Origin of the sequence: Pseudomonas caspiana, from assembly GCF_002158995.1 — a bacterium.
GTDB classification, from domain to species: Bacteria; Pseudomonadota; Gammaproteobacteria; order Pseudomonadales; family Pseudomonadaceae; genus Aquipseudomonas; species Aquipseudomonas caspiana.
Genome location: NZ_LOHF01000001.1, coordinates 478,445 through 501,142 on the forward strand (window position 1 = coordinate 478,445; position 22,698 = coordinate 501,142).

The 22,698-nt window shown below is 55.0% G+C and carries 21 protein-coding genes; 10 read left to right on the forward strand and 11 right to left on the reverse strand.

Going from position 1 to position 22,698, the window contains the following annotated elements; all coding sequences use genetic code 11:
- Nucleotides 1–29: 29 nt before the first annotated feature.
- Nucleotides 30–812 (reverse strand): YfaP family protein, encoded by a 783-nt coding sequence (locus AUC60_RS02135; RefSeq protein WP_087264431.1) that lies wholly within the window; start codon nt 810–812, stop codon nt 30–32.
- 518 nt (nt 813–1,330) lie between these two features.
- On the opposite strand from AUC60_RS02135, the gene AUC60_RS02140 reads away from it, so the two are divergent.
- Complete coding sequence (locus tag AUC60_RS02140; RefSeq protein WP_087264432.1) at nt 1,331–1,822, forward strand: DUF4189 domain-containing protein; 492 nt, start codon at nt 1,331–1,333, stop codon at nt 1,820–1,822.
- A 37-nt stretch (nt 1,823–1,859) separates the two neighbouring features.
- Here the strand turns inward: AUC60_RS02140 and AUC60_RS02145 are convergent, their stop codons facing one another.
- Nucleotides 1,860–2,300: a hypothetical protein gene (locus tag AUC60_RS02145; protein ID WP_087264433.1), complete on the reverse strand. Its 441-nt coding sequence runs from the start codon at nt 2,298–2,300 to the stop codon at nt 1,860–1,862.
- A gap of 367 nt (nt 2,301–2,667) precedes the next feature.
- On the opposite strand from AUC60_RS02145, the gene AUC60_RS02150 reads away from it, so the two are divergent.
- From AUC60_RS02150 to AUC60_RS02185, 8 genes are all read left to right on the forward strand, one after another.
- On the forward strand, nt 2,668–3,045 hold the full coding sequence (locus tag AUC60_RS02150) for a hypothetical protein (RefSeq protein WP_144443212.1): 378 nt from the start codon (nt 2,668–2,670) through the stop codon (nt 3,043–3,045).
- A 1-nt stretch (nt 3,046) separates the two neighbouring features.
- Nucleotides 3,047–4,168 (forward strand): hypothetical protein, encoded by a 1,122-nt coding sequence (locus tag AUC60_RS02155; protein ID WP_238599499.1) that lies wholly within the window; start codon nt 3,047–3,049, stop codon nt 4,166–4,168.
- An 807-nt stretch (nt 4,169–4,975) separates the two neighbouring features.
- Nucleotides 4,976–5,599, forward strand: a complete 624-nt coding sequence (locus tag AUC60_RS02160) for a response regulator (RefSeq protein WP_087264435.1) — start codon at nt 4,976–4,978, stop codon at nt 5,597–5,599.
- Between the two features lie 226 nt (nt 5,600–5,825).
- Complete coding sequence (locus tag AUC60_RS02165) at nt 5,826–7,442, forward strand: hybrid sensor histidine kinase/response regulator (protein ID WP_167384302.1); 1,617 nt, start codon at nt 5,826–5,828, stop codon at nt 7,440–7,442.
- A 786-nt stretch (nt 7,443–8,228) separates the two neighbouring features.
- Nucleotides 8,229–9,089 (forward strand): ABC transporter permease, encoded by an 861-nt coding sequence (locus AUC60_RS02170; RefSeq protein WP_087264436.1) that lies wholly within the window; start codon nt 8,229–8,231, stop codon nt 9,087–9,089.
- On the forward strand, nt 9,086–9,907 hold the full coding sequence (locus AUC60_RS02175; RefSeq protein ID WP_087264437.1) for an ABC transporter permease: 822 nt from the start codon (nt 9,086–9,088) through the stop codon (nt 9,905–9,907). Before AUC60_RS02170 ends, AUC60_RS02175 begins: the two co-directional genes overlap by 4 nt.
- A gap of 60 nt (nt 9,908–9,967) precedes the next feature.
- On the forward strand, nt 9,968–10,270 hold the full coding sequence (locus AUC60_RS02180) for a hypothetical protein (RefSeq protein ID WP_087264438.1): 303 nt from the start codon (nt 9,968–9,970) through the stop codon (nt 10,268–10,270).
- A gap of 247 nt (nt 10,271–10,517) precedes the next feature.
- On the forward strand, nt 10,518–11,579 hold the full coding sequence (locus AUC60_RS02185) for an SDR family oxidoreductase (RefSeq protein WP_087264439.1): 1,062 nt from the start codon (nt 10,518–10,520) through the stop codon (nt 11,577–11,579).
- A gap of 453 nt (nt 11,580–12,032) precedes the next feature.
- On the opposite strand, the gene AUC60_RS02190 is transcribed toward AUC60_RS02185, so the two are convergent.
- From AUC60_RS02190 to cdhC, 6 genes are read right to left on the reverse strand one after another with little or no spacing between them, the layout of a single operon-like run.
- On the reverse strand, nt 12,033–12,614 hold the full coding sequence (locus AUC60_RS02190) for an HD domain-containing protein (RefSeq protein ID WP_087264440.1): 582 nt from the start codon (nt 12,612–12,614) through the stop codon (nt 12,033–12,035).
- A gap of 10 nt (nt 12,615–12,624) precedes the next feature.
- Complete coding sequence (locus tag AUC60_RS02195; RefSeq protein WP_087264441.1) at nt 12,625–13,737, reverse strand: TauD/TfdA family dioxygenase; 1,113 nt, start codon at nt 13,735–13,737, stop codon at nt 12,625–12,627.
- A 32-nt stretch (nt 13,738–13,769) separates the two neighbouring features.
- The gene (locus tag AUC60_RS02200; protein WP_087264442.1) at nt 13,770–14,972 is read right to left on the reverse strand and encodes a gamma-butyrobetaine dioxygenase; all 1,203 of its coding nucleotides are present in this window, start codon (nt 14,970–14,972) and stop codon (nt 13,770–13,772) included.
- A 30-nt stretch (nt 14,973–15,002) separates the two neighbouring features.
- Nucleotides 15,003–15,488 carry a thioesterase family protein gene (locus AUC60_RS02205; protein ID WP_087264443.1) on the reverse strand — a complete coding sequence of 162 codons (486 nt, stop codon included), beginning with the start codon at nt 15,486–15,488 and terminating at the stop codon, nt 15,003–15,005.
- A 5-nt stretch (nt 15,489–15,493) separates the two neighbouring features.
- Complete coding sequence (locus AUC60_RS02210; RefSeq protein WP_087264444.1) at nt 15,494–16,447, reverse strand: L-carnitine dehydrogenase; 954 nt, start codon at nt 16,445–16,447, stop codon at nt 15,494–15,496.
- A 28-nt stretch (nt 16,448–16,475) separates the two neighbouring features.
- Nucleotides 16,476–17,354, reverse strand: coding sequence for a 3-dehydrocarnitine:acetyl-CoA trimethylamine transferase CdhC (cdhC, locus tag AUC60_RS02215; protein ID WP_087264445.1), 879 nt, complete (start codon nt 17,352–17,354; stop codon nt 16,476–16,478).
- A 248-nt stretch (nt 17,355–17,602) separates the two neighbouring features.
- On the opposite strand from cdhC, the gene AUC60_RS02220 reads away from it, so the two are divergent.
- Entirely contained in the window at nt 17,603–18,565 is a 963-nt protein-coding gene (locus AUC60_RS02220) for a GlxA family transcriptional regulator (RefSeq protein WP_087264501.1), read from the forward strand.
- A gap of 244 nt (nt 18,566–18,809) precedes the next feature.
- Here the strand turns inward: AUC60_RS02220 and AUC60_RS02225 are convergent, their stop codons facing one another.
- The 3 genes from AUC60_RS02225 to AUC60_RS28270 form a co-directional block, all read right to left on the reverse strand.
- Complete coding sequence (locus tag AUC60_RS02225) at nt 18,810–19,568, reverse strand: class II aldolase/adducin family protein (protein WP_087264446.1); 759 nt, start codon at nt 19,566–19,568, stop codon at nt 18,810–18,812.
- A gap of 113 nt (nt 19,569–19,681) precedes the next feature.
- Nucleotides 19,682–20,620 carry a glycine betaine ABC transporter substrate-binding protein gene (locus tag AUC60_RS02230; protein WP_087264447.1) on the reverse strand — a complete coding sequence of 313 codons (939 nt, stop codon included), beginning with the start codon at nt 20,618–20,620 and terminating at the stop codon, nt 19,682–19,684.
- A 552-nt stretch (nt 20,621–21,172) separates the two neighbouring features.
- A complete protein-coding gene (locus tag AUC60_RS28270) occupies nt 21,173–22,528 on the reverse strand; it encodes a methyl-accepting chemotaxis protein (RefSeq protein WP_087264449.1) in 1,356 nt (451 codons plus the stop codon).
- Nucleotides 22,529–22,698: the final 170 nt, after the last annotated feature.

A 22,698-nucleotide genomic window follows, 5' to 3' on the forward strand; every position in this document is an offset into this window, starting at 1 on the left:
AAACCCAATTCATCCGTGGGAGGGGATGATCAATAGTTGAATGTCTTGACCAAGAGCAGGTCACCAATGCCCCGCAAAGGCACGATGAATGTCTCGCGTTTTTCATTGACAGTGTTTTCGTTGAGCACCAGGTTTATCTGCGAAGTAATCACTTCTTTTTCGTTACTGGCTTCATTGAAGTTATAACCGCCGCCACTGCTGTAGTTACCCCAGTAATTCACGTAAATCAGATAGGTGCCCTGCAGCGGCGCAGTCATGGTGAACATTTCGGGGCCAGGTCCATCCACACTGTCGGTATCCAGACCGCCGCCGTTGGTCAGCACTGGATGGGCGAAGAACGCGTGTTGGCCGTCGGGTGTAACGATGTGCAGATCGAGCTCCGCTTTTGGATCATCCCATCCCAGCACGACACGAATACGTGCTGGCGTGCGCTGGTTGTTGGCTTCGTAAAACTGCACGCGTTTGAGGGATTTGCCTTCGGCGCTGCGCACCTCGACACTGTTGGAGCCCGCACCAAAGGCGTATGGCCGGGCAAAGCGCCCCTGCTCATCCGTATAGAGGTTCAACGGGTTGCCATTGACCGCGAGAACGTTGGGGCCGCGTTGTTTGCCAAGGGCCTTGATCTGGCCCTCGATCATGGTGCGACTGCGCTGTCCGCCGCGGTCGATGGGAGGTGTGGGATACGCGACTCGTGGGGCTTCACTTCGATCCAGAAGGCCGTTGTAACGCCAGCCGCCCACAGGTTCTGAAAGTGCTGACGAAGGCTCGGCCAGAACCGCCGTTGCCGAGCTAAACGTGATTGCCAGCGCCATCAAACAACACGTTGGCGCGCCTCCAAACAGCTTGTCACTGGTCCAGCGCATGAAGGCACCCTGTTTATTATGGGAATTAAACGCTAAGTCCATACCGCGCAACGTCAGCTCTGCTGAGCAGTGGGGCACGGGAATGTCGAATAGAACTTGTTGGTGCTCGCACGTTCATGACCAGAAGTCGCAGGAGCAATTGCCAGGCATTATTCTTGGAGGCCAGTCCGGCTTTCAATAGCACACATGTACTATGTTTTATCGGTCTGAGTCACTTCACGATATGCCCGTGCACCTGGCTCAATAGAGCAATGACCATTAGCGCTATTAGCAAGGCGGCTTTGATTGCCAGGCTCACGTTATCGCGCTGTCGACTGCGTCATTGCACAGATAAATACCCGGCTCAGGAAAACCTGACAACCTGCGCGATTTCGTTAACAGAGTGCTCGCCCCCGTATTCGGGAAGTTCTAAGTGCCAGCAACCTGGGCTGACTGCTTCCAATACATCGCCACTCGAGGTTTGTTAAATGCTCCGCTCTTTCTCGTATCTATTCCTGCTTGGCTCGATTATTTCTGCCACCGCCGTGGGCCAAACGCGATGCCCAATCGGAGTCCAGGCGGGAAACATCCAATGCATACCGGATGATCCTCAGGCAGAAGTGAACGCCGCTCCCAGGCCAACAGGTGAATGGATCAAAACCTGGGGGGCGATCGCCAGTTCGGAAAACGGTGATATCGGCAGCAGTACCGGGAAATTTTCAAAAAAAGACGCCGAAGCTGAAGCAATAAAGATCTGTGCGGACTTTGGGAATTCGGACTGCAAGGTCAACATGACATATAAAAATCAATGTGTGGCCGTGGTTCAGGCTGCGAAAGGTCGTACAGGCGGGAAGATCATCACCGCTGAAACTGCGGACATTGCAAAACGAACTGCACTGCGAAAATGCCAAGATGACTCCGGGGCGCAATGTTTCGTCAGGGGCACCGATTGCACCGAGCCGTTCTTCAGGAAGTTCTGACGCGTCGCTTATTTACTGCTGACAGTTGAGACCTGTTTCAACTACCGAAATACCAACTCTTCGACATCCGTGTGCATCCCGAACCCACCGCCTTCGCTTCTCTGATGATATTTCGAGTGTCGACCTGGAGATTGACCGTGCAGTAGTGATTCACGCGTTTATAGGCGTAGGTGTGCACAATGACGGGCCGACCTGAGTCGACATCCTGGTACGAACCTGTTTGCTCCGGCACATCTTCGTAATAAGCCAGCGCTTCCCATTGGTATAACCCCCCGCCACTGCCCGGAATGGAGTCGGCAATGATGCTGGGCACAGGTGTTGGCTCATACACGGGATTGCCCATGGTTGAGAACAGAAACCCTTTTGCTTCATTGACGTCTTTGCCTTTGAGCTGGTTTATCATTTCGTGTTCGGGATGAAGGCTAACGCAACCCGAAACGGACATAAACATCAGCGCCATTACTGTCATCTTGAACATTATTTCAATCCAGGCCTTAGAAAAAATTCAGCACACAGAGACTAGTCAGTGATTCGCTCAATCATCGGGAGTCATGCAGGATGCATACAACTTAATGCGGCAGCCTGATGTTCTTTTGAGCATGGTCACCTATAAGACCAGAGCCCCTCAATAGCACATGTGTACTATTGCCCACGTCACTGAGCCGACGTTAACGTCAACGCCAGTCAGTCGCCACCGATGCGGCCGCTGACTCAACTATTTCTGAACAGGCCTCGCAATGCGTCCCACACAAGCGGTGTTGGTTAATTGCACATTTAGCAAAATATTTACCTGCCGAGCACGATGCCTTGCATAAACTTTCTCACTAATAAACAGGCGTAATATCATGATCCCCAATGGAACTCTGGCTCGGGCGCTCAGCACAGTTACCGCGGTACTTTTATTACAAGGCTGCGGAATGATCGCGTCGAAAACGGTCAGCGATAGCGGCCTGCAGGAAAAGGCAGCCGTCACACTTAATACCACGCCTGAGAAAGTGCGAATTTTTGACAAGCGCGCCGAGATCGATTCTGTGAAATTTAAAGCACAGACAAACAAGGGGGTTTACAACTGCTACTACACAACTCTCGTCGCCCTTGATTCGGACACGCTGTGTTCTGGCCCTGTCGAGGGTTCTGCACAGCAGACCGGCAACCAAGCTCCGGCACCGGCCTCCGCACCCGCAAACTGTAATGCATTGTTGAAAGCTGCCGGACGTTGCTGAAATGAGTACGCTATCGACTCACGCCCTTTTGCTGTTCAGCGCCAGTATATGTGGCGTAGCGCTGAGCGGCTGCGTACCGGCGACATCGTCGCCCTACGCTGGTTACTCGCCGTACGGCACTACTCAGGCAGTTCCAGCGCAGCCTGCCTCCAGGTTTGCTCAAAATAACGCAAAAGATGAAATGCTTGCGCAGTTCAAAAGCGCAGGCGAAGCGATCGTTGTCGTACCCAGCCCAAGCCTGGATAGCCTGCACACTGACTTTCAGAACAGTGACTCGATCGCCAATTTCCTGAGGATGCGCTCGGGCACCACCGAGTGGACGAATACTTCGCGTCCCTCTTCTACATTCAAGGTGGGGTACGACACCAAAAATCGCGGCGACGAGAACGACCCTAAACACGCTTACTTCCAGGTGGTTTTCGGGCGGACGATGTACATGATTTATCTGGTCGATCCTGGCCATTACTCGATTAGCGGTGTGAGCTACAACTTGCCACGAACGCGTGGTTTCGAAACCCCCGGTGGACGTAATATCAGCCCATCGTCCCTAGGCCATGCGATGCTCAAATCCTTCACGATAGATGAGTTCGAGCACGGCAAAAAATGGCAGGACGCAACCTACCGCAATGAGACAGTTCAGGAGGATTACTGCACCTCAAGGCGCGTGGTCAACAATGAATGCACCAGTTGGGGGAAGTCATCCTATGACGTCAAGCAACAGACCTCCGAGGCTGGCTGGGTACCCAGCATTCAGCAGAACACCCTTGAAGCCCGCTCGGTAAAGGTCGAGCTGAACAAGGAGTTTGCCGCCTTTGATATCGCTGCTGGCGAAGTCATTCTGATCGACGGTTTCTTCGCAGAACCACCCGCCGCAACGTTCAAGGACAAAAGCTGCAAGCAGGCGGATCAGGAGCAGATGCGCTGCGAGCTTAAACAAGTCTCCCTGGTACAAATGCTTGGGGAACTAGAAGAGGTCAGGAAAGCCGACAACCCTGCGGATTGGGGCATGCCTAAACTGGCGCAAACGCTGAAAGCGCTTACTTATCGCCCAATCCAGATTAAGGCACGTGAAGTCCAGGGCGATTCGGCGTGGGGCCCGACGTACGCTTTGAAGGCCGAGTAGAGATGCGACATTAAGCGCCGTCACAGGCTCAACTGACGTGACGATGTTGGTTCGATCGTGACAATTGAACGCGATAGTTCGAATGGCGTTATCACCGCACCTTTTCTTGCGACCTGCACTTCGATAGGTGTCAAAGACCGGGATAAGAGATGAAAAGATCGCGCCTCTCGCCTGCTCGTCATTTTTGATAATAAGTATGCAGGTCGTAGCACAGACCCGCTGCCCGATGGGCGCTATTGCGGGATCAGATGCGGAGGGCGAGTCGGGCGGTGCCGTCGGCAAGTTTTATGAACGCGAGGCGCGAGATCAGCGATGCGTCTATGCGCCAAAGGCGAAGCGAAAGATTGCAAAGTAGATTTTGTATTCTTCAATCAATGTGCCGCCAGGATTTCGTCAAAAACAATCAGCTATATCTAGGGGGCGGAAAGCGTGGAGATTGCAATTGATCTAGCAACGAAAGACTGCGAGATGAATGGGGGCGCCCCATGCAGCGTTATTTATTCAGCTTGTACTGACCCGGTTTTCAGAAAATATTAGTCGACACCCGGGCAAGCTGTTCTATGCTCAGAGACTGTTGCACTCGGAATTAAGGGCCCGGCCTTGCCGAATATACCCCGCGCCACAGCCTCCCAGGCAACCTAGTCCCCTCCCGTCCCCTTCCCAGGGAAACCGCACACAAATTTTCGTTTGAAAAGTTCCCTTACCAGTGCAACTTTGCGACGAAACCATACTCTGACTGCGTATCACTTTTGATACAGATCATGTCCTCGTATGTATGATGCTCCCTTGGATTACGGAGACAGACGAATGTCGTGCAGAATTATCGTGGCTGACGACCACCCGCTGTTTCGTGAAGGTATGTTTCGGACCATCGAGCGACTGCTGCCCGGGTCGATCATTGAGCAAGCCAGCAATCTCGATGAAGTGCTGGCATTGGCTCGGTCCGGCGCGGAAGTTGATACGTTGTTTCTGGATCTGCATTTCCCCGGTTTGAGTTCGATGCAGGCCATCGCCGAACTCCGCGCGGAATTTAAACGCACGTCAATCATAGTGGTGTCCATGGTCGATGATCTGGAGACCATCTCCCTCGTCATGGCGCATGGCGCGGACGGGTTTATCGGCAAGAACATCGATCCCCAGGAAATTGCCGAGTCCATCCTTGCTATTCGTGAAGGTGAGATTGTCGTCAAATACAAACCCGGCGGCTCGATCCTTAACGATGCAGACGTGAAGATTCTCAGTCACCTGACAGCTCGCCAGAAGCAGGTACTGAGTCTGGTGGCCTCTGGAAAAACCAACAAGGAAATCGCCAAGGAACTGGGTGTCTCACCCTTTACCGTGCGCATCCATGTATCCAGTCTGCTCAAGGTACTGGGTGTTCCCACACGCTCAGCCGCGGCAGCTCAGTTTTCCAGCCTGGTCGTCAAGTAACGCAGGGCTGACGCCATGTCGGTCTTAACGTTTCAGACGACCAATGCCCCGTCTTGTTTATGCAAGGGCAATTAAAAACATACGGACCTCCCCTTCAGCGGAGGACAGAAGAGTCCGGTGTTATAACCGTATTATTTGATCCGGCCTGGCAATCTTTCGGCTAATTCCAGGATAAGGCGCAACGATGTCAATGATATCGATACTCACCAAATGCAAAGACCTGGAGATGATTCAGGCTCTATTGCGCATGGCGGTGATTGCCACTTCCGCGTTATACACGCTCATCGCCTATGCAATGGACGATATGACGGATACGCGGATGTGGGTGATTCTCGCTTATTGCTTCGCCTTCGGTATCGTTAACACGGGGCTGATCATACGCATCGCGCAAAAACCTGGCGCTTCAACTCCGCGGAGGATGTTTGCTCTGGTAGTGGACAATATGGCCGGGATTGTCACGATTACCGTCGGGGGCGAAGCGATGCTGCCTGTATATTCGGTGATGTTGAGCATGACGGTAGGCTACGGCATGCGCTACGGGCGTACGTACCTGCTGCTGGCCACCGGATTTGCCCTGGCCTCCCTGGCGCTGATCATCCAGCTCACACCTTTCCTGCAGCAGCACCCCGCCGTCGCGGTGATGATGATTCTGACGATGCTGGTGCTGCCGTTATTCGTTTATTTCCTGCTCTCGCGTCTGCATATCGCGCTTGAGGAAACCCAGGCCGCGAATGAAGCCAAATCGCGCTTCCTGGCACAGGCCAGTCATGACCTGCGTCAGCCGATTCACTCCATCAGCTTGTTCACCGCCTGCCTGCGTGACGGGCAATTGGGCAATGATGAGCGGCGACTGGTCGACAATATTGACCGGGCCTTGAGCGCCGTTGAGCAACTCTTCCGCTCGTTGCTGGATATCTACACCCTCAATCAGGGCGATATGAAGCCACATCTGGAAACCATTGATGTCGATGCGCTACTGAGCAATCTGGTAAGTCAGAACAGTGAAGGCGCCAACTGGGCAGGGGTTGAAGTCCGGCTGCGGCCGTGCCGCCAACATGTACGATGTGACGCCGCGCTATTGCGCACTCTGGTGCAGAATCTGCTTTCAAACGCTTTCAAATATGCGCCAGACAAACCTGTGCTGATTGGCTGCCGACAGCGTAACGGCAAGCTGAGCATTGGCGTTTATGACCTGGGCCGCGGGATATCGGAGGAACACCTGCCGCACTTGTGCAATGAGTTTTATCGGGTTCGCGAGAAACGCGATCAAGACATCGAGGGCGTTGGCCTGGGATTGAGCATTGTCAGCCGTATAGCCCGGCTACTGAAACTTCAGCTCAGCATCAAGTCACGCCCGGACCGCGGCACAGCCGTTATCATTAATGGTCTGCCCATCGTGCCCGCCAATGTAGTGGCTCCAGCGCCTGATATCGACTGGAACAAACGCTTGCTCGGGGGCTTGCGTGTGCTGCTGATCGAAGATAATCACAACGTTCTGCAGGCGACCGCGATGTTGCTGCGAAAATGGGGCTGCGATGTGCAGACAGCCTCAGCAATCCCTCAAACCCGTGTGGATTGCGACCTTGTCGTCACCGACTTCGATCTTGATCGCACCGCGACCGGCGCCGACAGCATCGCTTATCTGCGCGAACTGCACGGCCGCCGGATACCCGCCATCGTGATTACCGGTCATGAGTTACAGCATGTCCAGCAGTCACTCAATGATCCGGATATCCCGATACTGTCCAAGCCGGTGCGTCCCGCTGAACTTCGCTCTTTACTGCTGAGCTTCAAAATGAACCAGATACAAGACGTGGGTTTCGCGACGCCTGCATTGAGTTAATGCATCGCGGTGTCACGCCGCAAATATCCGCTCGGTAACGCAGTGGCGGGTATGACTCATGGGGCCCACGGGTAAAACCGATCAGCACTTTCGTGAGACGTCGTAATTACCAGCGCCATACGCTGAATTCATCACACCGTTCAACATGACTTCAAGTTCGGCGGCATTCCGTTGCGAGGAATTATTGTCTGACTTGTTCTGAGCCGCCGCGCCCGCAGCCATGCGGGGCAGCGTCATGCACGCTGCTGACACGTTCAAAAGCAGCCGCCGAGACTTTCAGTTTCCCGCCCAGGAAAGAACGCCCCCTCCAGTAGTGTTTACTGTGAACTTCAAACCTGTTGTCAATCAAGATTCCTAAGACGGTGCAAACTTGTAACGGCGATGACTGCCACCGACTAATGAGATGAACCTAACACTTCCCGCAAAAGGCAAACATAGTACAGGTGTACTATTTCAAATATCGGCCATTGAATTACTTTATGCATTCAGAAAACTTCCAAGTGAAAGAGCATGGCAACGTCCCCTTTAACTGCGGGACACCGCAGCACTGTGATTGCCATAAGCACAGTTTGCACGAGCCTGGGCCGAGCAGACTTCCGTATTCTCAAGACATGGACATCCAATGCTTATTGATACCACCCGCGAACGGGCACCTGTCGCGACAGACCCGGCCAATGGAGCGGCTCTACCATTAAAGCCGTCGCATCCGCACAGCATCTTTCATTACATCAGTGAGGTGTATGCCGCTGGCAATCATCAACCTGATCTCGTCCAGGAGTGCGCAGCATGATCAGGTTGTTGAGCCTTCGTCTTCTGCAGGCCTTGATGGTCATATTGCTGGTCGCGGCACTGACTTTTTTGTCGATAATTGCTCAGAGCAATGCAAGTTTGCCGCCTGATCAGTCAGTCATGTTGCTTTATTTCGGCCGGATAGGTGAACTGCTGACCTTTGAGCTCGGCAATTCGTTGGTCTCGGGTAAACCCGTCCTGGATACGGTTATCCATGGCTTGGGTCGTTCAATTCCCCTGGCCATCGGTGCATTGATACTTTCCCTGTTGATCGGGATACCGCTAGGGATCACTGCGGGCTTGCGTGCGGGTGGATGGGTGGATCGCGCACTGCTGATCATGTCCACAGCGATACGCGCAATTCCGCAATTTGTCCTTGGCGCCATTCTTATATTGATCTTCGCAGTAGCGCTGGCTGTACTTCCACCTCACGGGCACACCACATTCGCTCACTCGATCCTTCCAACTGTCACCCTCGCTTTAGGTTTGGCAGCGGTGTCTTCAAGCGTCGTGCGAGATGCCACATTAGCCGTTACTTCAGCGCCCCATTACGCGTCCGGACGACTTGAAGGACTCAGCGCCTTCTCAATATTCCGGCAGCACGGCTGGCGCGACATAAGGGGCCCCTTGATGACCGGGCTCAGCGCCCAACTCGTGTATCTGATGGAGGGCATCATTGTCGTCGAGACGGTTTTTGCCTGGCCTGGCATCGGCCTGGAACTGGTGCGCGCAATTGTCGATCGCGACTCACGAATGATGCAGGGCACCGCATTGGCTATCGGGCTGATGTTCGTGCTCCTCAAAACCATTGTTGACCTGGCAAACCACTCCATCGATTCTCGCCGGAGAAACTCATGAACCACGAAGCCGCTATTCAGAACCACTCTCCAGCCATGCATGCCCTGCCCCGCATCATCGGATTCTCCCTTCTCGCATCGCTGATACTGTTTGCCGTGCTGGTGCCTTTGATCTGGGGCTTGGACAGTGGGGAACAGGACCGCGCAGCGCTCCTGTCAGGTCCCACCCATGGACATCCTCTGGGCACAGACGAACTGGGGCGCGACATGCTTGCGCGGTTGGCCGCCGCTGTAGGCCTGTCACTCGGGTTTGCGGCATTTAGTGTCATCACCGCTGCAATACCCGGAATACTGCTGGGCATGCTTGCCGGCTGGACAGGCGGTGTTATTGATAAATGTTTCAGCCTGTTATCCGAGGTGTTTCTCGTCCTGCCCGGATTACTGTTGGTGTTACTGATTGTCGCGATGTCGCCGGGAAATCTTCTGGCGATATACGGTGCTGTCGTACTGGTGTTATGGACTGAATACTTCCGCATGACACGCGCGCTTACACGCACAGTGCTGGCTTCGCCTGATGTTTCAGACAGCCGCCTGCAGGGGCGCGGTCCACTCTACGTGATTCGCCGACATGTATGGCCTGAACTGTCATCAAGACTCCTGAGCACCTCCGCGCTTGGTGCTGCCTCAGCCATCCTGGTTTTAGCAACACTGGCCTATCTGGGCGCAGGAGTGAATCCGCCGACCGCTGAACCTGGACTCATGATCACGCAGCTGATGCCGTATTACTCCGCCGCACCTTTGAGCTTCGCACTGCCAATAGTCGTGATCTTCCTGACTGTATTTTCACTGTTGATGATTGGCAGCAGACGCAGGCCATGACCCTCTGTTGAAAAGACATGCTTTTGAAACCGGTACGCGTTCTCAAGCCAAGGGCATGCAATGTTCACTAAAATCATTTCTCTGATTCTCGCTCTGGCAGCGCTTGCGGCAGGGCCGGCGGCATTGGCACATAACGACAGCGCCGCACCCGCCGGGCCTGCGCCCATCGCGAGGGATACTGCCACGGGAGCGGCGCTAACGTTAAAACCGCCGCGCCCGGACAGCATCATGTATTACATCAGCACGGTTGACGGCAACGGCGACTTGTCATACCCCGACGATCAACGGCAGCCATTCCATTTGCCGACACGACCGGCAAGCTCACTTATTACCTTGAGCGCGCTGATAGCCGCCGCTTGCTGAGCACTTTCAGTTAACGAGGGTGCTAGCCAATGACGGGTAGCAGCCTGTGGATGTAGGCAGCAAGGCGTGATCTCCATACCCCGGCCTCCTGTCAGCGTGAGGTCAGGCGTTCATACCTCCACTTTTTGATATCCCGTCAGTTCCATTCGCGGTATTTACGTGTCACCTGTACCGGCTAATACGAATCCCGTTTAGGTTGAACCTCTGTTGCTTAGAGGACTCCCAAACCTAAATCCAGGAGAATCGTATGACCCAGACAGCTTTGGTTGTGGGCGCCAGCGGCATCGTTGGCAGCGCCATCACGCAGTTACTGATCGACAACAACTGGCAGGTCGCCGCGTTGTCGAGGCACCCCTCGCAAGCGCAAGGCGTCATCCCTGTCGCGGCAGACCTTCAGGATCCTGCTTCGCTGGAACATGCGCTGGCGGATTTGAAACCTACTCACGTGTTCATTACCACATGGTCACGGCAAGCCACGGAAGCCGAGAACATTCGCGTTAATGCCGCCATGGTACGCAACGTACTCGCCGCCATTCGCCCGGCCGGGAGCGTTGAGCACGTAGCATTGGTTACCGGGCTGAAACACTACCTCGGCCCATTCGAAGCGTATGGTAAAGGTAGCCTTCCGCAAACACCGTTCCGCGAGGAACAGGGTCGGCTGAATGTCGAAAATTTCTATTATGCCCAAGAAGACGAACTCTTCGCCGCGGCTGAGAGGGACGGCTTCACCTGGAGCGTCCATCGTCCGCACACCGTCACCGGGGTTGCCGTAGGCAACGCGATGAACATGGCAACCACGCTCGCCGTCTATGCCTCGATTTGCAAAAAAACCAATCGCCCTTTTGTGTTTCCTGGATCAAGGGTGCAGTGGGACAGCCTCACCGATATGACGGATGCGCGACAGTTGGCGAAACAACAACTGTGGGCGGCCACCACGCCAGCTGCAGCCAACCAGGCATTCAACATCACTAATGGCGATGTGTTTCGCTGGAAATGGATGTGGAGTCGGATCGCCGAATACTTCGACTTGCCCGCTGCCGACTATCCCGCTTCACTTTCTCCCCTTGAGGAGCAAATGGCTGACGACCAGGCCGTATGGACGCAAATAGTCGCGGAGCATGGCCTGAAAGAATCCGATATTGGTCGCCTGATATCCCCGTGGCATACCGATGCAGACCTCGGTCGACCCATCGAAGTCGTAACGGATATGTCGAAAAGCCGTGCAATGGGCTTCACTGCGTACCAAGCAAGTGACCAAGCATTTTTCGATGTATTCGACAAATTACGGGAGATGCGCTTGATACCCTAGGTCGTTCAAAACCATATGCTCATGGCGCGCAGCGTTTCTCCGGTGATGTCTGAACGCGTAAAGGTCTTTGAATGCTTAAAGCAACTCGAACAGCCATGCTAAGGGGCGCAAAGTGCGCCAAGGCCGCCGTGGTATAGCGCGGTGTGACTGCCTTACGGGGGATGGTTTCCAACACACGCAGACAAGCTCACCGGGGTGGGCTTGCTTGTCGGGGACAATTTGAAAAAATTGTCCCGCTATGGATCCCTGAACCTTCAATAAGCAGGTTCATCGCCGAACACTTCCCTGAAAGAGCGTGCATTGTTGCCCAACGCAGCGCGGTTCAAGGTCGGCTTACTTTGTGGGCGCCGCGCGGGTGTAGGATTCCGAGGCAGATAGTCGAAGATGCGGCTGCCGACTTTGCTCGATTGCCTGCAAGGGCAGCGTTATAGCGACGTGCACTGCAAGCACTGGTCATTCTAGTGCGTACTCTTCACCTATGACCTCCGGATCAAAAGGCTTACGGCCGAAAATATTCCGCAACATCGGAGCAAAATGGCTCAGCTCAGGTGTTGGATAGTCTGGATCGAAAGACGATTGATCCCAGCGTTCGCAAAAGTCTATGCAGCTTTGATAGTAAGGATGAGTCTTATAACGGTCACGCTCGTTTCTGTCCCCCCCCGTGTGCGCATAATAGAAGTTCTGAAACAGTCCGTGGTGATGCAGCACCCAAGTCACCTCGTTTCGCACGTAAGGCCTGATAATCGATGCCGCAAATTGCGAGTGGTTATAAGGTGCCAGGCTATCGCCCAAATCGTGGATGAGCGCGCCAACAATCATTTCTTCGTCTGCACCATCGGCCTCGGCTCGCGCAGCTGCTTGTAGGGCATGTTCAAGCCGGTTGACCTTGTATCCGCTAAGCGTGTGTGCAGATGCTTCGAGAGCTTCCAGAATGCGTTCTGGAAGATGTTGGTTGTAATCCTGCTCCAGACGCTCAAGGAAGTGATACTCCTCTGCGGTACCTGCTTTCATCTCGATGAAGGCAACCTGATCCATTTCCATTCTCCTAAACACGGCCAAGGGACTTGAGGGCGCTGGCAAATCGCTCGCGTGGGCCATCAAGATCAATGTAGCAACCCTGAAGGTGGCGATGACCTTCACTGGGGTCATAGGCTGTACGCCCGTGAAGCACGCGGCTGTTGTCGAAGAGCATCAGTTCGCCCTCCTCCAGTTTGAAACGGATTTCATTGCCCGGATCCGTGAACAATTCGCCTAGCCGTTTTCGTGCCTGATGGAACCGCCTCAACGTGTTCACGGCCAGCAACGGCAGCCCATCCAGCCTTGGGCTGTAATGCACACCCAACGTCCGCCCCTGCCGATCAATGTTGATGATCGGACGGTGTGTCACCAGTTCGGTACCCTTGTCGACGAAGCGATATTTGACCGGAACCGAGCACAGCAGCTCATAGCCTTCGGGATCTTCCTGCGCCAGCTTGCTGACAACATGGACGCTGTCCACCAAAGTCGAAAGTCCGCCGCTGGTTTCGTTGATCAGACAATGCAATAGCTGAATGCCTGGTACCGGATCGCGATAGGGGTTGTCGGTATGTGGGCCTAGATGGATCGAGCGATAGGCCAGATCGTTGCCATCCGGACGTGAATAAACCTCGAAGTATCGGCCGAAATTGGTTTCCTTCACGTAACCGAATTTGTTGCCTACGACGAGTACGCTCTCAGGATCACAGGGCACATCGTGCAGGATGATAAAGCCGAACCGCAGGTAAGCATCCAGCGCGTCAAGAAGCGCGCTCGGATCATCCATTTCGCGCCAGTCCGCTCGAACACTCGCCAGGCTCAGATCACCTGCCCAGCCTTCAGACACCGGGAAGCTCGACTGTTCGGTGGCATCCTTGAACAAGGCCGTGGCCTGATACCGGGCATGGTGCCCATCGCTAAAGCCCAACCACACATCTTCACCGCTGGTCTCCAGCAATCTGACTGTGATCAGCGGGTCGATTGCGTGGGAGTCGAACAATCGTTGCTGGGTCAACGCCTCCAGTTGCGTAGGGTCGGGGCTGCGTTCGCGCAACCAAAGTGCGGGCATCTCGAATGTTGCTGATGCCGTGCGCAGATAAATGCTCTCGCTCGTTTCACTCAGATGAAAAGTCAGATCGCTCATCAAGGCACCCAATCCCAAGGGAAGAATATTGGTCAACGGCTGGCGCGGTGAGTGCGCTGTAACACCAGGATTCGCGACAGCAACTCGTCGCGATCCATGTAGCAACCGCGCAGATGCCGTAGTCCGCTGGACTGGTCGAACGCTTGGCGCGCATGCATCGTACGCCGGTTATCGAAGCACCACATCTCACCGGCATTCAGGCGTTTGCGAACAATGAACTCCGGCTGGCGGGCCATTGCGCTGAATTTTCGATACGCTTGGTAGAACGCAGGCATGTCTCGCTCGGCGACGTCAAATGGAGCACGCAGCCAGTTAGCCAGGCGAATTTCGCTAACCTCACTGCGCGCGTTGAGGCCAATGATCGGAGCCAGACTGCGGTAATCGCTCTGCGGGGCTTTGTTACGGAAGCTTACCGGGGTCTGTGTCAGCAGTTCGAAATCCGCTGGATGCTCAAGCCGCAGGTGGTTGGCAATAGCAAAGCCATCGACAAAGGTGCTGTCACCTCCTGTGGCGTCGTTCACCAGGCAGTGCAGAAACTGAAGCCCCGGCTGCAACTCACGAGTGGGCAAGTCAGTGTGATGCGGCAGCTCCAGCGCAGTGTAAGCGTTGCTGTTGACTGCCTCGACCTTGGTCCTTACCTCAAAGACCACACCGAAGTTGCTTTCGCGAATGAAAGAAATCCGTCGTGCTACGTGCTCCATGGTTTCTTCGCTGGTGGGCATGTTGATCATCCGAGTCAGCCCTATATCCCGGGCAGCGAGGAGCCAGTCAAGGAGTGCCTGATCGTCGGCCATGACCGAGGAATAATCGAACGTAGGAATTTCCAGGTCAGCCTGCCATATTTGCACCGTACGCTCGGCGCTCAAGCGTTCCTGACGGGATTTTTGGTCGTAGCCATGGGCTCGTAGCCAACCTGCACCGAACAGGCTCTGGTGCCCGTCAGACCAACGAATAGCGAGCTCGCTTTGCCCTATCACTGTAGCGTCGACGACAGATAGATCGACAGGTGTATCAGCGATCTCGAAGACCTGTTCGCGCGTTACCGGATGCACGCATGCCGGACACGAACAGTTATCGCGCAGCCAATCGAAGTGGAACAGATTCTTGCGGCCATCATCCCACTGGACGGTCACGTTGCCAGACTCCAGATGACAGCTCTGAATCTGGCGGTTCGTGGCGAAGCTGCGCCAATCAGCTGCGAATTCCTCAACGGTTTGTTTCTGAACTGCGCTCATGATCATCTCCAAGAAAGATAACTGCCGGGGTCAGGCTGGCAGCGCAATGCAGCGCCCCACAAACTGCGGGGTATTGCGCATGCCATGCTCGGCAGCAAGGGTGGATACCTGCAATTGAACTGCGGGGTTGAAAGGCGCTGATTTCGGGCCGCTCATATCGACGTTCAGCCACATCTGCTCAGCGACAGCAGCAGCGTCTTTCGATCCCCGCCTATGCATGCTGAAGTACAGTTGCAGGCGTTTTTTGTCAGCGTTGAGTAGCTGCCAACGAACCTCCACTTCATCCCCACACTTGAGCTCATGCAGATAGTTCAAATGGCACTCCAGGGTGAACATCGAATGCCCCGAGCGCTCACGACCTGTAGCGTCGAGACCCAGCCAATCGAGTAACGCGTCACCTGCAAAACTGAAGATCAACAGGTAGTAAGCGTCTCGCAGGTGACTGTTATAGTCCGTCCACTCAGCAAGTACCTGTCCTGACCAGAGGATTTCCGGGGCCTGTCGTACGTTGCTCATCGCACTTAATCCTCGATTCCGTGGCGCGCTTTGGCCTGCGCAATGGTTTGCTGAATGGCCTGGAGGCAATCATCCCGATAACGCTCAAGCGCCTCGATGCTGCGGCCCGCTAACTGCTCCTCCGAACCGGTAACGATGCTATCCAACAACGCATCGGTGAGTTCCGGGGCCTGGAGATACGTCCACGGCAGCTTCAAAGCCGGGCCAAACTGGCGCATGAAATGGCGCATGCCCTCCTTTCCTCCAGCCAGTGAAAAGGTCATGAACGAGCCCATGAACGCCCAGCGCAATCCGCAGCCGAAACGGACGGCATCATCAATTTCAGAGGGTGTCGCCACGCCGTCATTGATCATGTGCAGGGCTTCGCGCCACATGGACTCCATCAATCGGTCCGCGATAAAGCCCGGCACTTCATGACGCACGCGCAATGGATGCATGCCCAGAGTGCGATACACCTCCGTTGCGCGATCAAGACTTTCAGGCGAGGTGTTCACGCCTCCCACGATCTCAACCAGCGGCAACAGATAGACCGGGTTGAACGGGTGAGCGACCAGGCAACGCTCTGGTATAGACGCGTCGGCAAAAAACTCAGATGGCAGCAACCCTGAGGTGGATGACGCAATGAGCGCATCTGTCGGGGCTGCGCGAGAGATTCTGGCGTGCAGGTCGATCTTCAACACAAGATTCTCAGGCGCGCTTTCTTGAACCAGCTCGGCCTGTGCGACACATTGCTCAACCGTGTCCGCCATGTGGAGGTTCGCTATCGCCTCTTCAAAGCTTAGGGTCGTATACGGCATCGTTGCCCAAGCGTTAGTAACGCGCTGAATAATTTGCGCTGGCGCATCCGCGGACGGATCCCAAGCGGTCACACTTAAACCGTTGGCCAGAAAACGCGCGACCCAGCCACTGCCTATAACACCCGCGCCGATGACGGCGACGTGTTTGACTGTCGAATGCATGATGCGGCCCTATGTGTGGGTGAATGATTCAGACGAGATTCAGCGTCTTGCGCGCTTCTGTCGGCGTCTGAGGCGTGGCTCCCATTCGGGCGATCAGCTCAACGACTCGCTCGACCAATGAGCCGTTGCTCGCATAGACGCCTTTGTCGAGCCAAAGGTTGTCTTCCAGACCAACTCGGACATGCCCGCCCAGCAACATTGACTGAGCGGCCATTGGCATCTGCATGCGCCCGATGCCAAACGCAGACCACTGCACGCCCAATGGCAAATTGTCGACCATCGCTTTCATCGTTCCGGTGTCGGCGGGCGCTCCCCAGGGAATACCCAGGCAAAGCTGAAACATCGGGTCAATCAACAGACCTTCACGCAGCATCTGTTTGGCGAAACTCAGGTGGCCTGTGTCGAAGATTTCAAGTTCTGCCTTCACACCCAGTTCGGTGATTTTTTTCGCCCCCGCACGAAGTTGCGGAGGTGTCGCTACGTAGATGGTGTCGCCATCACCAAAGTTGAGCGTTCCACAGTCCAGAGTGCAGATGTCCGGAAGCAGCTCCTGCACATGCACCAGTCGCTCCAGTGGCCCCACCAGATCAGTGCCGGCACCAAAGTTCATGGGTGATTCATCTTGGCCAATTTCCAGGTCGCCCCCCATACCCGCTGTAAGGTTGACGATGACGTCTACCCCACTGCCGCGAATCAGCTCCATAACTTCGCGGTACAGGGCAGGGTCACGACTGGGCTTTCCCGTTTCGGGATCCCTGACATGGCAATGCACGATACTGGCGCCAGCATTAGCCGCTTCAATCGCCGCCTGTGCGATCTGTTTTGGCGTCACTGGGATAGCCGGGTGTTTGCCCGCGGTGTCGCCCGCGCCAGTCAGAGCGCATGTCACGATGACGTTTCTGTTCATGATCTCAACTATCCCTTCTCTCAACTGCGAATGGCCCGTGTTCCGCGCCAGAGCAGTGCAGTCTGTCAAGGCGCCGTAACGGGGCGGTCTTCAAATATGCCGTCAGCCATAGAGAGCTAAGTTACGCAAGGCCCACGTCCACAAACCGTAACTTAGCGCCGAGGATGGCGACTTTTGCGACATGCTTCAGGGTGTTTGGCTGAGGGCTTGCATACATGAAATGAAGTCCGTGCATGGAGGTGCTTGAGGTGTCGAGGTTATTCACTTTTTTGTTGATCCCCGGTTTCTCGATGATGGACTTCGCCGCCGTCGCCGAACCCTTGCGCTCGGCCAACCGGATGGGTGGGGATTTGTACCGGTGGCGAACGATTAGCCAGGACGGCATGCCCGTGCCAGCCAGCAACGGGATGTCCATCGCGGTGGACGGACAGTTGTTGGAACTCGGCCCACAAGACACATTGATCCTGGTCGCCGCCTATGACCCGCTGGCCCTCATCAATACCGCGTTGGTGCAATGGCTGCGTCGACAGGACAAAGCGGGCGCGACGCTGGGTGGAATCGACACGGGTGCGTTCGTTCTTGCACACGCAGGCCTAATGAAAGGCTGCAGAATGACCGTTCATTGGGAGGCGATAGACTCATTCATCGAGAGCTACCCCGGGTTGCACGTCAGCCACGAGTTGTACGAAATCGATGAGCGACGGCTGACATCGGCCGGGGGAACCTCGTCAATGGATTTGATGCTGGAGCTGATCGCTCAGGCTCATGGTTCTGAACTCGCCCTCAAGGTTTCAGAGCAGTTCGTCCATGGGCCCATTCGTGCCAGACAAGCACTGCAGCGGCTGGAAGCGCCGAAGCGTTACAACTTCAACAATCGTAAGATTCACGCGGTGATCGAGCGCATCGAACAGAATCTGGATAAAGACATGGACGTCGACGAACTCGCCCGTGGCGTCTGTGTGACGCGACGACACCTGGAAAGGTTGTTCAGGGCAACGTTGCAGGTTTCCCCTGCCGAGTTCCGTCAACGCCTTCGACTGGAGAAGGCCAGGCAACTGCTTCAGCAGAGTGATCTCTCGATTTTGCAAATAAGCGTCGCCTGCGGTTATGAATCACCCTCCTATTTCGCCCGATGCTACAAAGAAAAATTCAGCTGCACGCCCCGTCAAGATCGCGCTGTGATGACGGGAAAATGGGCGACGCCAGCGTGATTGATAGCCGCTCGCGACGTAGACGCGATTAAGCAGGGACTCATTGCGAGAAAGCCTGCCAATGTTTTTCGGAATCTGATTGGCGATGCCCCTGTTGGAGGCCGACGACGCCGGCCGCAGGGTTTCAGCAAACCACCATTTCAGCGCTCCCGCCCTCCCTTAGTAAAATAATGTCACCAGTGGATCAGAATGACGAAGAATGTACCCCAGATCAGTCAGGTCTGGTTTATCAACGCAATACGGGTCATGAGCAGTACTCGGCACGTTGATGTTCGATCAATTTGAGCGCGGCTTGCCATCCCGTGAGGATGTAACGCCTCCCTTCCTCGTCGTCGGTGAATTGACCCGCGGTCAAAAGGCAAACTTCCTCTGAGGGGAAAACAAGCTTGCTGCCACCGGCCAACGCCTGGATTTGCGCCTGACAGGCGCGCTCAAGAAAATGGATCTCATGAAACGCTTCGGCCACGTTTCGGCCCGCCGCAAGCAGACCGTGGTTACGCAGGATCATCGCACGATGCGGGCCCAGATCCGCGACAAGCCGCTCGCGCTCGCTCAGGCACAGCGCCACACCTTCGTAAGTGTGATAACCCAGTTTTCCGTAAAACTTGAGTGCATGCTGGGAGATGGGGAGCAAACCTTGCTCCTGAGCGGAGACAGCGATCCCTGCAGCCGTATGGGTGTGGATGACGCAATGAACGTCCGGGCGGGCCATATGAATTGCGGAGTGAATGGTGAACCCAGCCGCATTTACATAGACATCCTCCCGGCTGGATTCGATCCTGTTGCCGTCATAGTCGATCAGCACCAGATCGCTGGCTGTCATGTGGTCAAACAAAACGCCGTATCGATTTATGAGAAATCGATTTTCTGCGCCTGGGACGCGAAGACTGATATGCGTGTCGATCAAATCCGTCATGCGAAAGTGGGCAATCAGACGATAGAGTGCCGCTAGCTCACAACGCGCGCTCCACTCCTGGTCGGAAACGTCTCTTCGAGAAAGCATGGGGACTCCTTGGACATTCGCGATGGGTGCGGGATTGGTTCAGGAAGGGGCTAGATTCGACGCGGAATCACTCCTTCGCCCAAAGTCAGCGGGCATGCTCGGTCACAGATATCTCAGTTGGCTGCGATTGCCGCAGCATTACCGTTGTACTGAGTTACTCCCGCGAGCCACTCCTTGACCAGACCTGGATTGGAATCGAGAAAGTCCCGGGCAACTTTCATTGGATCTTCCCGGTTCAGAATGCGCCCCATCATCTTCGCCTCTTGTGCACTGTTGAATTTCAGGTTACTGAGCAAACGAGCAGCATTCGGGCATTGCTGGGCATAGTCGCCCCGCACCACAGTCCACACCGTTGCCTTACCCTCATCAGCCCCCATCATCCCGTCGCTTCCGGTGAGATAGGTCAGGTTGAATTGAATGTTCATCGGGTGCGGTTTCCAGCCAACGAGTACGATGGCTTCCTTGCGATTTTCTGCGCGAGCCACAGCCGACAGCATGCCCGCCTCACTGGACTCAACGAGCTTGAAACCATCCAGATCAAAGCGCTTGGCATCAATGGCGGCTTGTAGCCTGCGATTGATATCAGTCCCCGGGTCTATGCCGTAGATTTTACCGCCCAGCTCCTTCTTGAATTTGTGGATATCCTGGAACGTACGAAGCCCCTTTTCGGCCAACCAGGTGGGCACCGCAAGCGTCATCTGGCCGTCTGCCAAACTGGGCTCGTCAAAAACCTTCACTTGAGCTTTGGAACGGAAAGGCTCGATGATCGAGTCGGCGGAAGGGCTCCAGTAACCCAGAAACGCATCCAGACGGTTATCGCGCATTGCGCCAAAGATGATTGGCTGCGATGCAGAACTATCGGTCGTCTTGTAGCCTAAATCCTCAAAAAGAGTCCGCGCCACCGCAGTGGTAGCCGCCAGATCAGTCCACGCCATCATGCCAAAACGCACGGTTTCACATGAGGCTGCTTCGGCTGCAGTAGCGCCATTAGATGTTAGCGAAAGCGCAAATCCAGCCAGCAAAAATTTGAAAGTATGCTTGCCGCGTTTCATGAGTCATTTCTCCGACCAAGACTAAACGGAGACAGAAATTAAGAGCCAAGATGTGCAGGTTCTGTTTTTTCAAGCTCAGTGGAAGCTCGAGCCGCTCTGTTGGCGACAGGTCTACATTACGAAGCGAAGAAAGAGAAAAACCCTAAAAGCGCGGCTCAAACTCAGATTTTTGCGACATTCAAGAATTTGGACGAATAGGCCAATGGGGTGAGCATCAGTATCCCCTTGCGACTGGCCATGAAATTGACAGAGTCGTCCTCGTGGTCGGCAGCGGTGTGAGGAATTACAACGTCCGTGAGCGTATGGGTGTTCGCTGCATAATTAACTCTTGCGGGCGCTGCGCAGAACGCTCGACTGGGCTTACCCGGATCAACAGCGTTGGGGAGCAGTTGGTCGCACAGAAACCTCGTTACCGCAACGTAATCGATCTTTAAAAACGTGCTGTTTCTACTTGGCTCGGGCACGATTGTCTCTACCCGCTATCGAAGTGATCAAGCGGATTGCCGGTGGGCAGCAATCCGCTACGACTCGATGCAGTTGCTTTGCTACAGGCTAACCGACCCAACTGACGGCGGTTTTGGGAATCACTTCTGACTCGTCGAGCTTGGAGGCGAACATACTCACCGCTTCTACGGCGTCGCTGGTTCCGCTGCGAATCTGCAGGATCACTGAGCCAGCCTGATCCGCCAGGCTAACGCCGCGTTTTGCTCCCTCCTGTGTGGCGTTCATGCTGGCGACTGCATCACGGGTTTCAGAAAGGATCTTGCCGATCATTTCAGCGATTTCCGCAGTCGAGCGGCTGGTACGTCCCGCCAGTTGCCGTACTTCGTCGGCCACTACCGCAAAGCCTCGGCCCTGATCGCCCGCTCGTGCCGCTTCGATAGCGGCGTTAAGGGCCAGCAGGTTGGTCTGATCAGCGATCCCGCGAATAGTATTGACGATGGCCGTGATCTGTTCGGAACGTTGACCCAGTTGACCGACAAGCCGGGCCGACGCGCCGATGTTATCGGCAATCTGGCGCATCTCCAGCGCGGTTTCCTGAATGACCTGAGCACCCTGTTCGGCAACTTTTTCGGTTTCCGCAGAAATATGGTACGCCCGGGAAGCACCGCGTGAGTCCTCTTCGAAGCGCTCGATGCGCTCGGTAATATCACTGGCGAATTTGATGACCTTGACCAATTTACCGTCAGCGTCATAGACCGGGTTATAGGTCGCTTCCAGCCAGACTATCCGTCCGTTCTTTCCGATACGTTTGAACTGGCCACCAAAAAACTCACCTGCGTTCAATCGACGCCAGAAGTCGCTGTATTCGCTGCTATTGACCAGGCTCGGCTCGCAAAACAGGCGGTGGTGCTTACCCTTGAGGTCGTTCAGGGTGTAGCCCATGGTGTGCAGAAAATTATCGTTGGCCGAGACAATGTTGCCGGCGAGATCAAACTCAATAACCGCCATTGCGCGATCCAGTGCGGCCAGTTTGCCCTGCGTCAGCGCTTCCTGGGTGACTTTTGCAGTCACGTCCAGCGCATATTTGACGATCCTCAGCACTTGGCCACGCTCGTCGATCACCGGGTTGTAACTGGCTTCAAGCCAGACATTCTGCCCCGACGCGTTGATTCTCTGGAATGTGCCCGAGACGAACTTGCCGGCCCGCAGTTGCGCCCAGAACTGGCTGTAATCAGCGCTGCGAGTCAACGCAGGGGGGCAAAAGTCCCGATGCGATTTGTTGAGTAATTGCTCGGCGCGATAGCCCATTGCGGTGAGAAAGTTGTCGTTGGCCCGAAGTACTTTACCGTCCAGGCTAAACTCGACTACCGCCATGGAGCGGCCCAGTGCTTCAATCAATCCCTTATAACCCACGACTTCGGCCGTCCTGGCCGTCAGTTCATCTTTGAGCGATTTATTGAACATGGACCGACCCTCAGTGCTACCGCAAACGGATACATCTTCATCAGGTATCGGCGGACAATCCGGCAACTGAATTGCGCCCACATAATTATGTTTTGACGTCAATAAACGGATTGCTGGGAGCAGAGAAGCCTACGCCGCTTCGGGTGACCAGCGTGACTTCATTCCTTTGA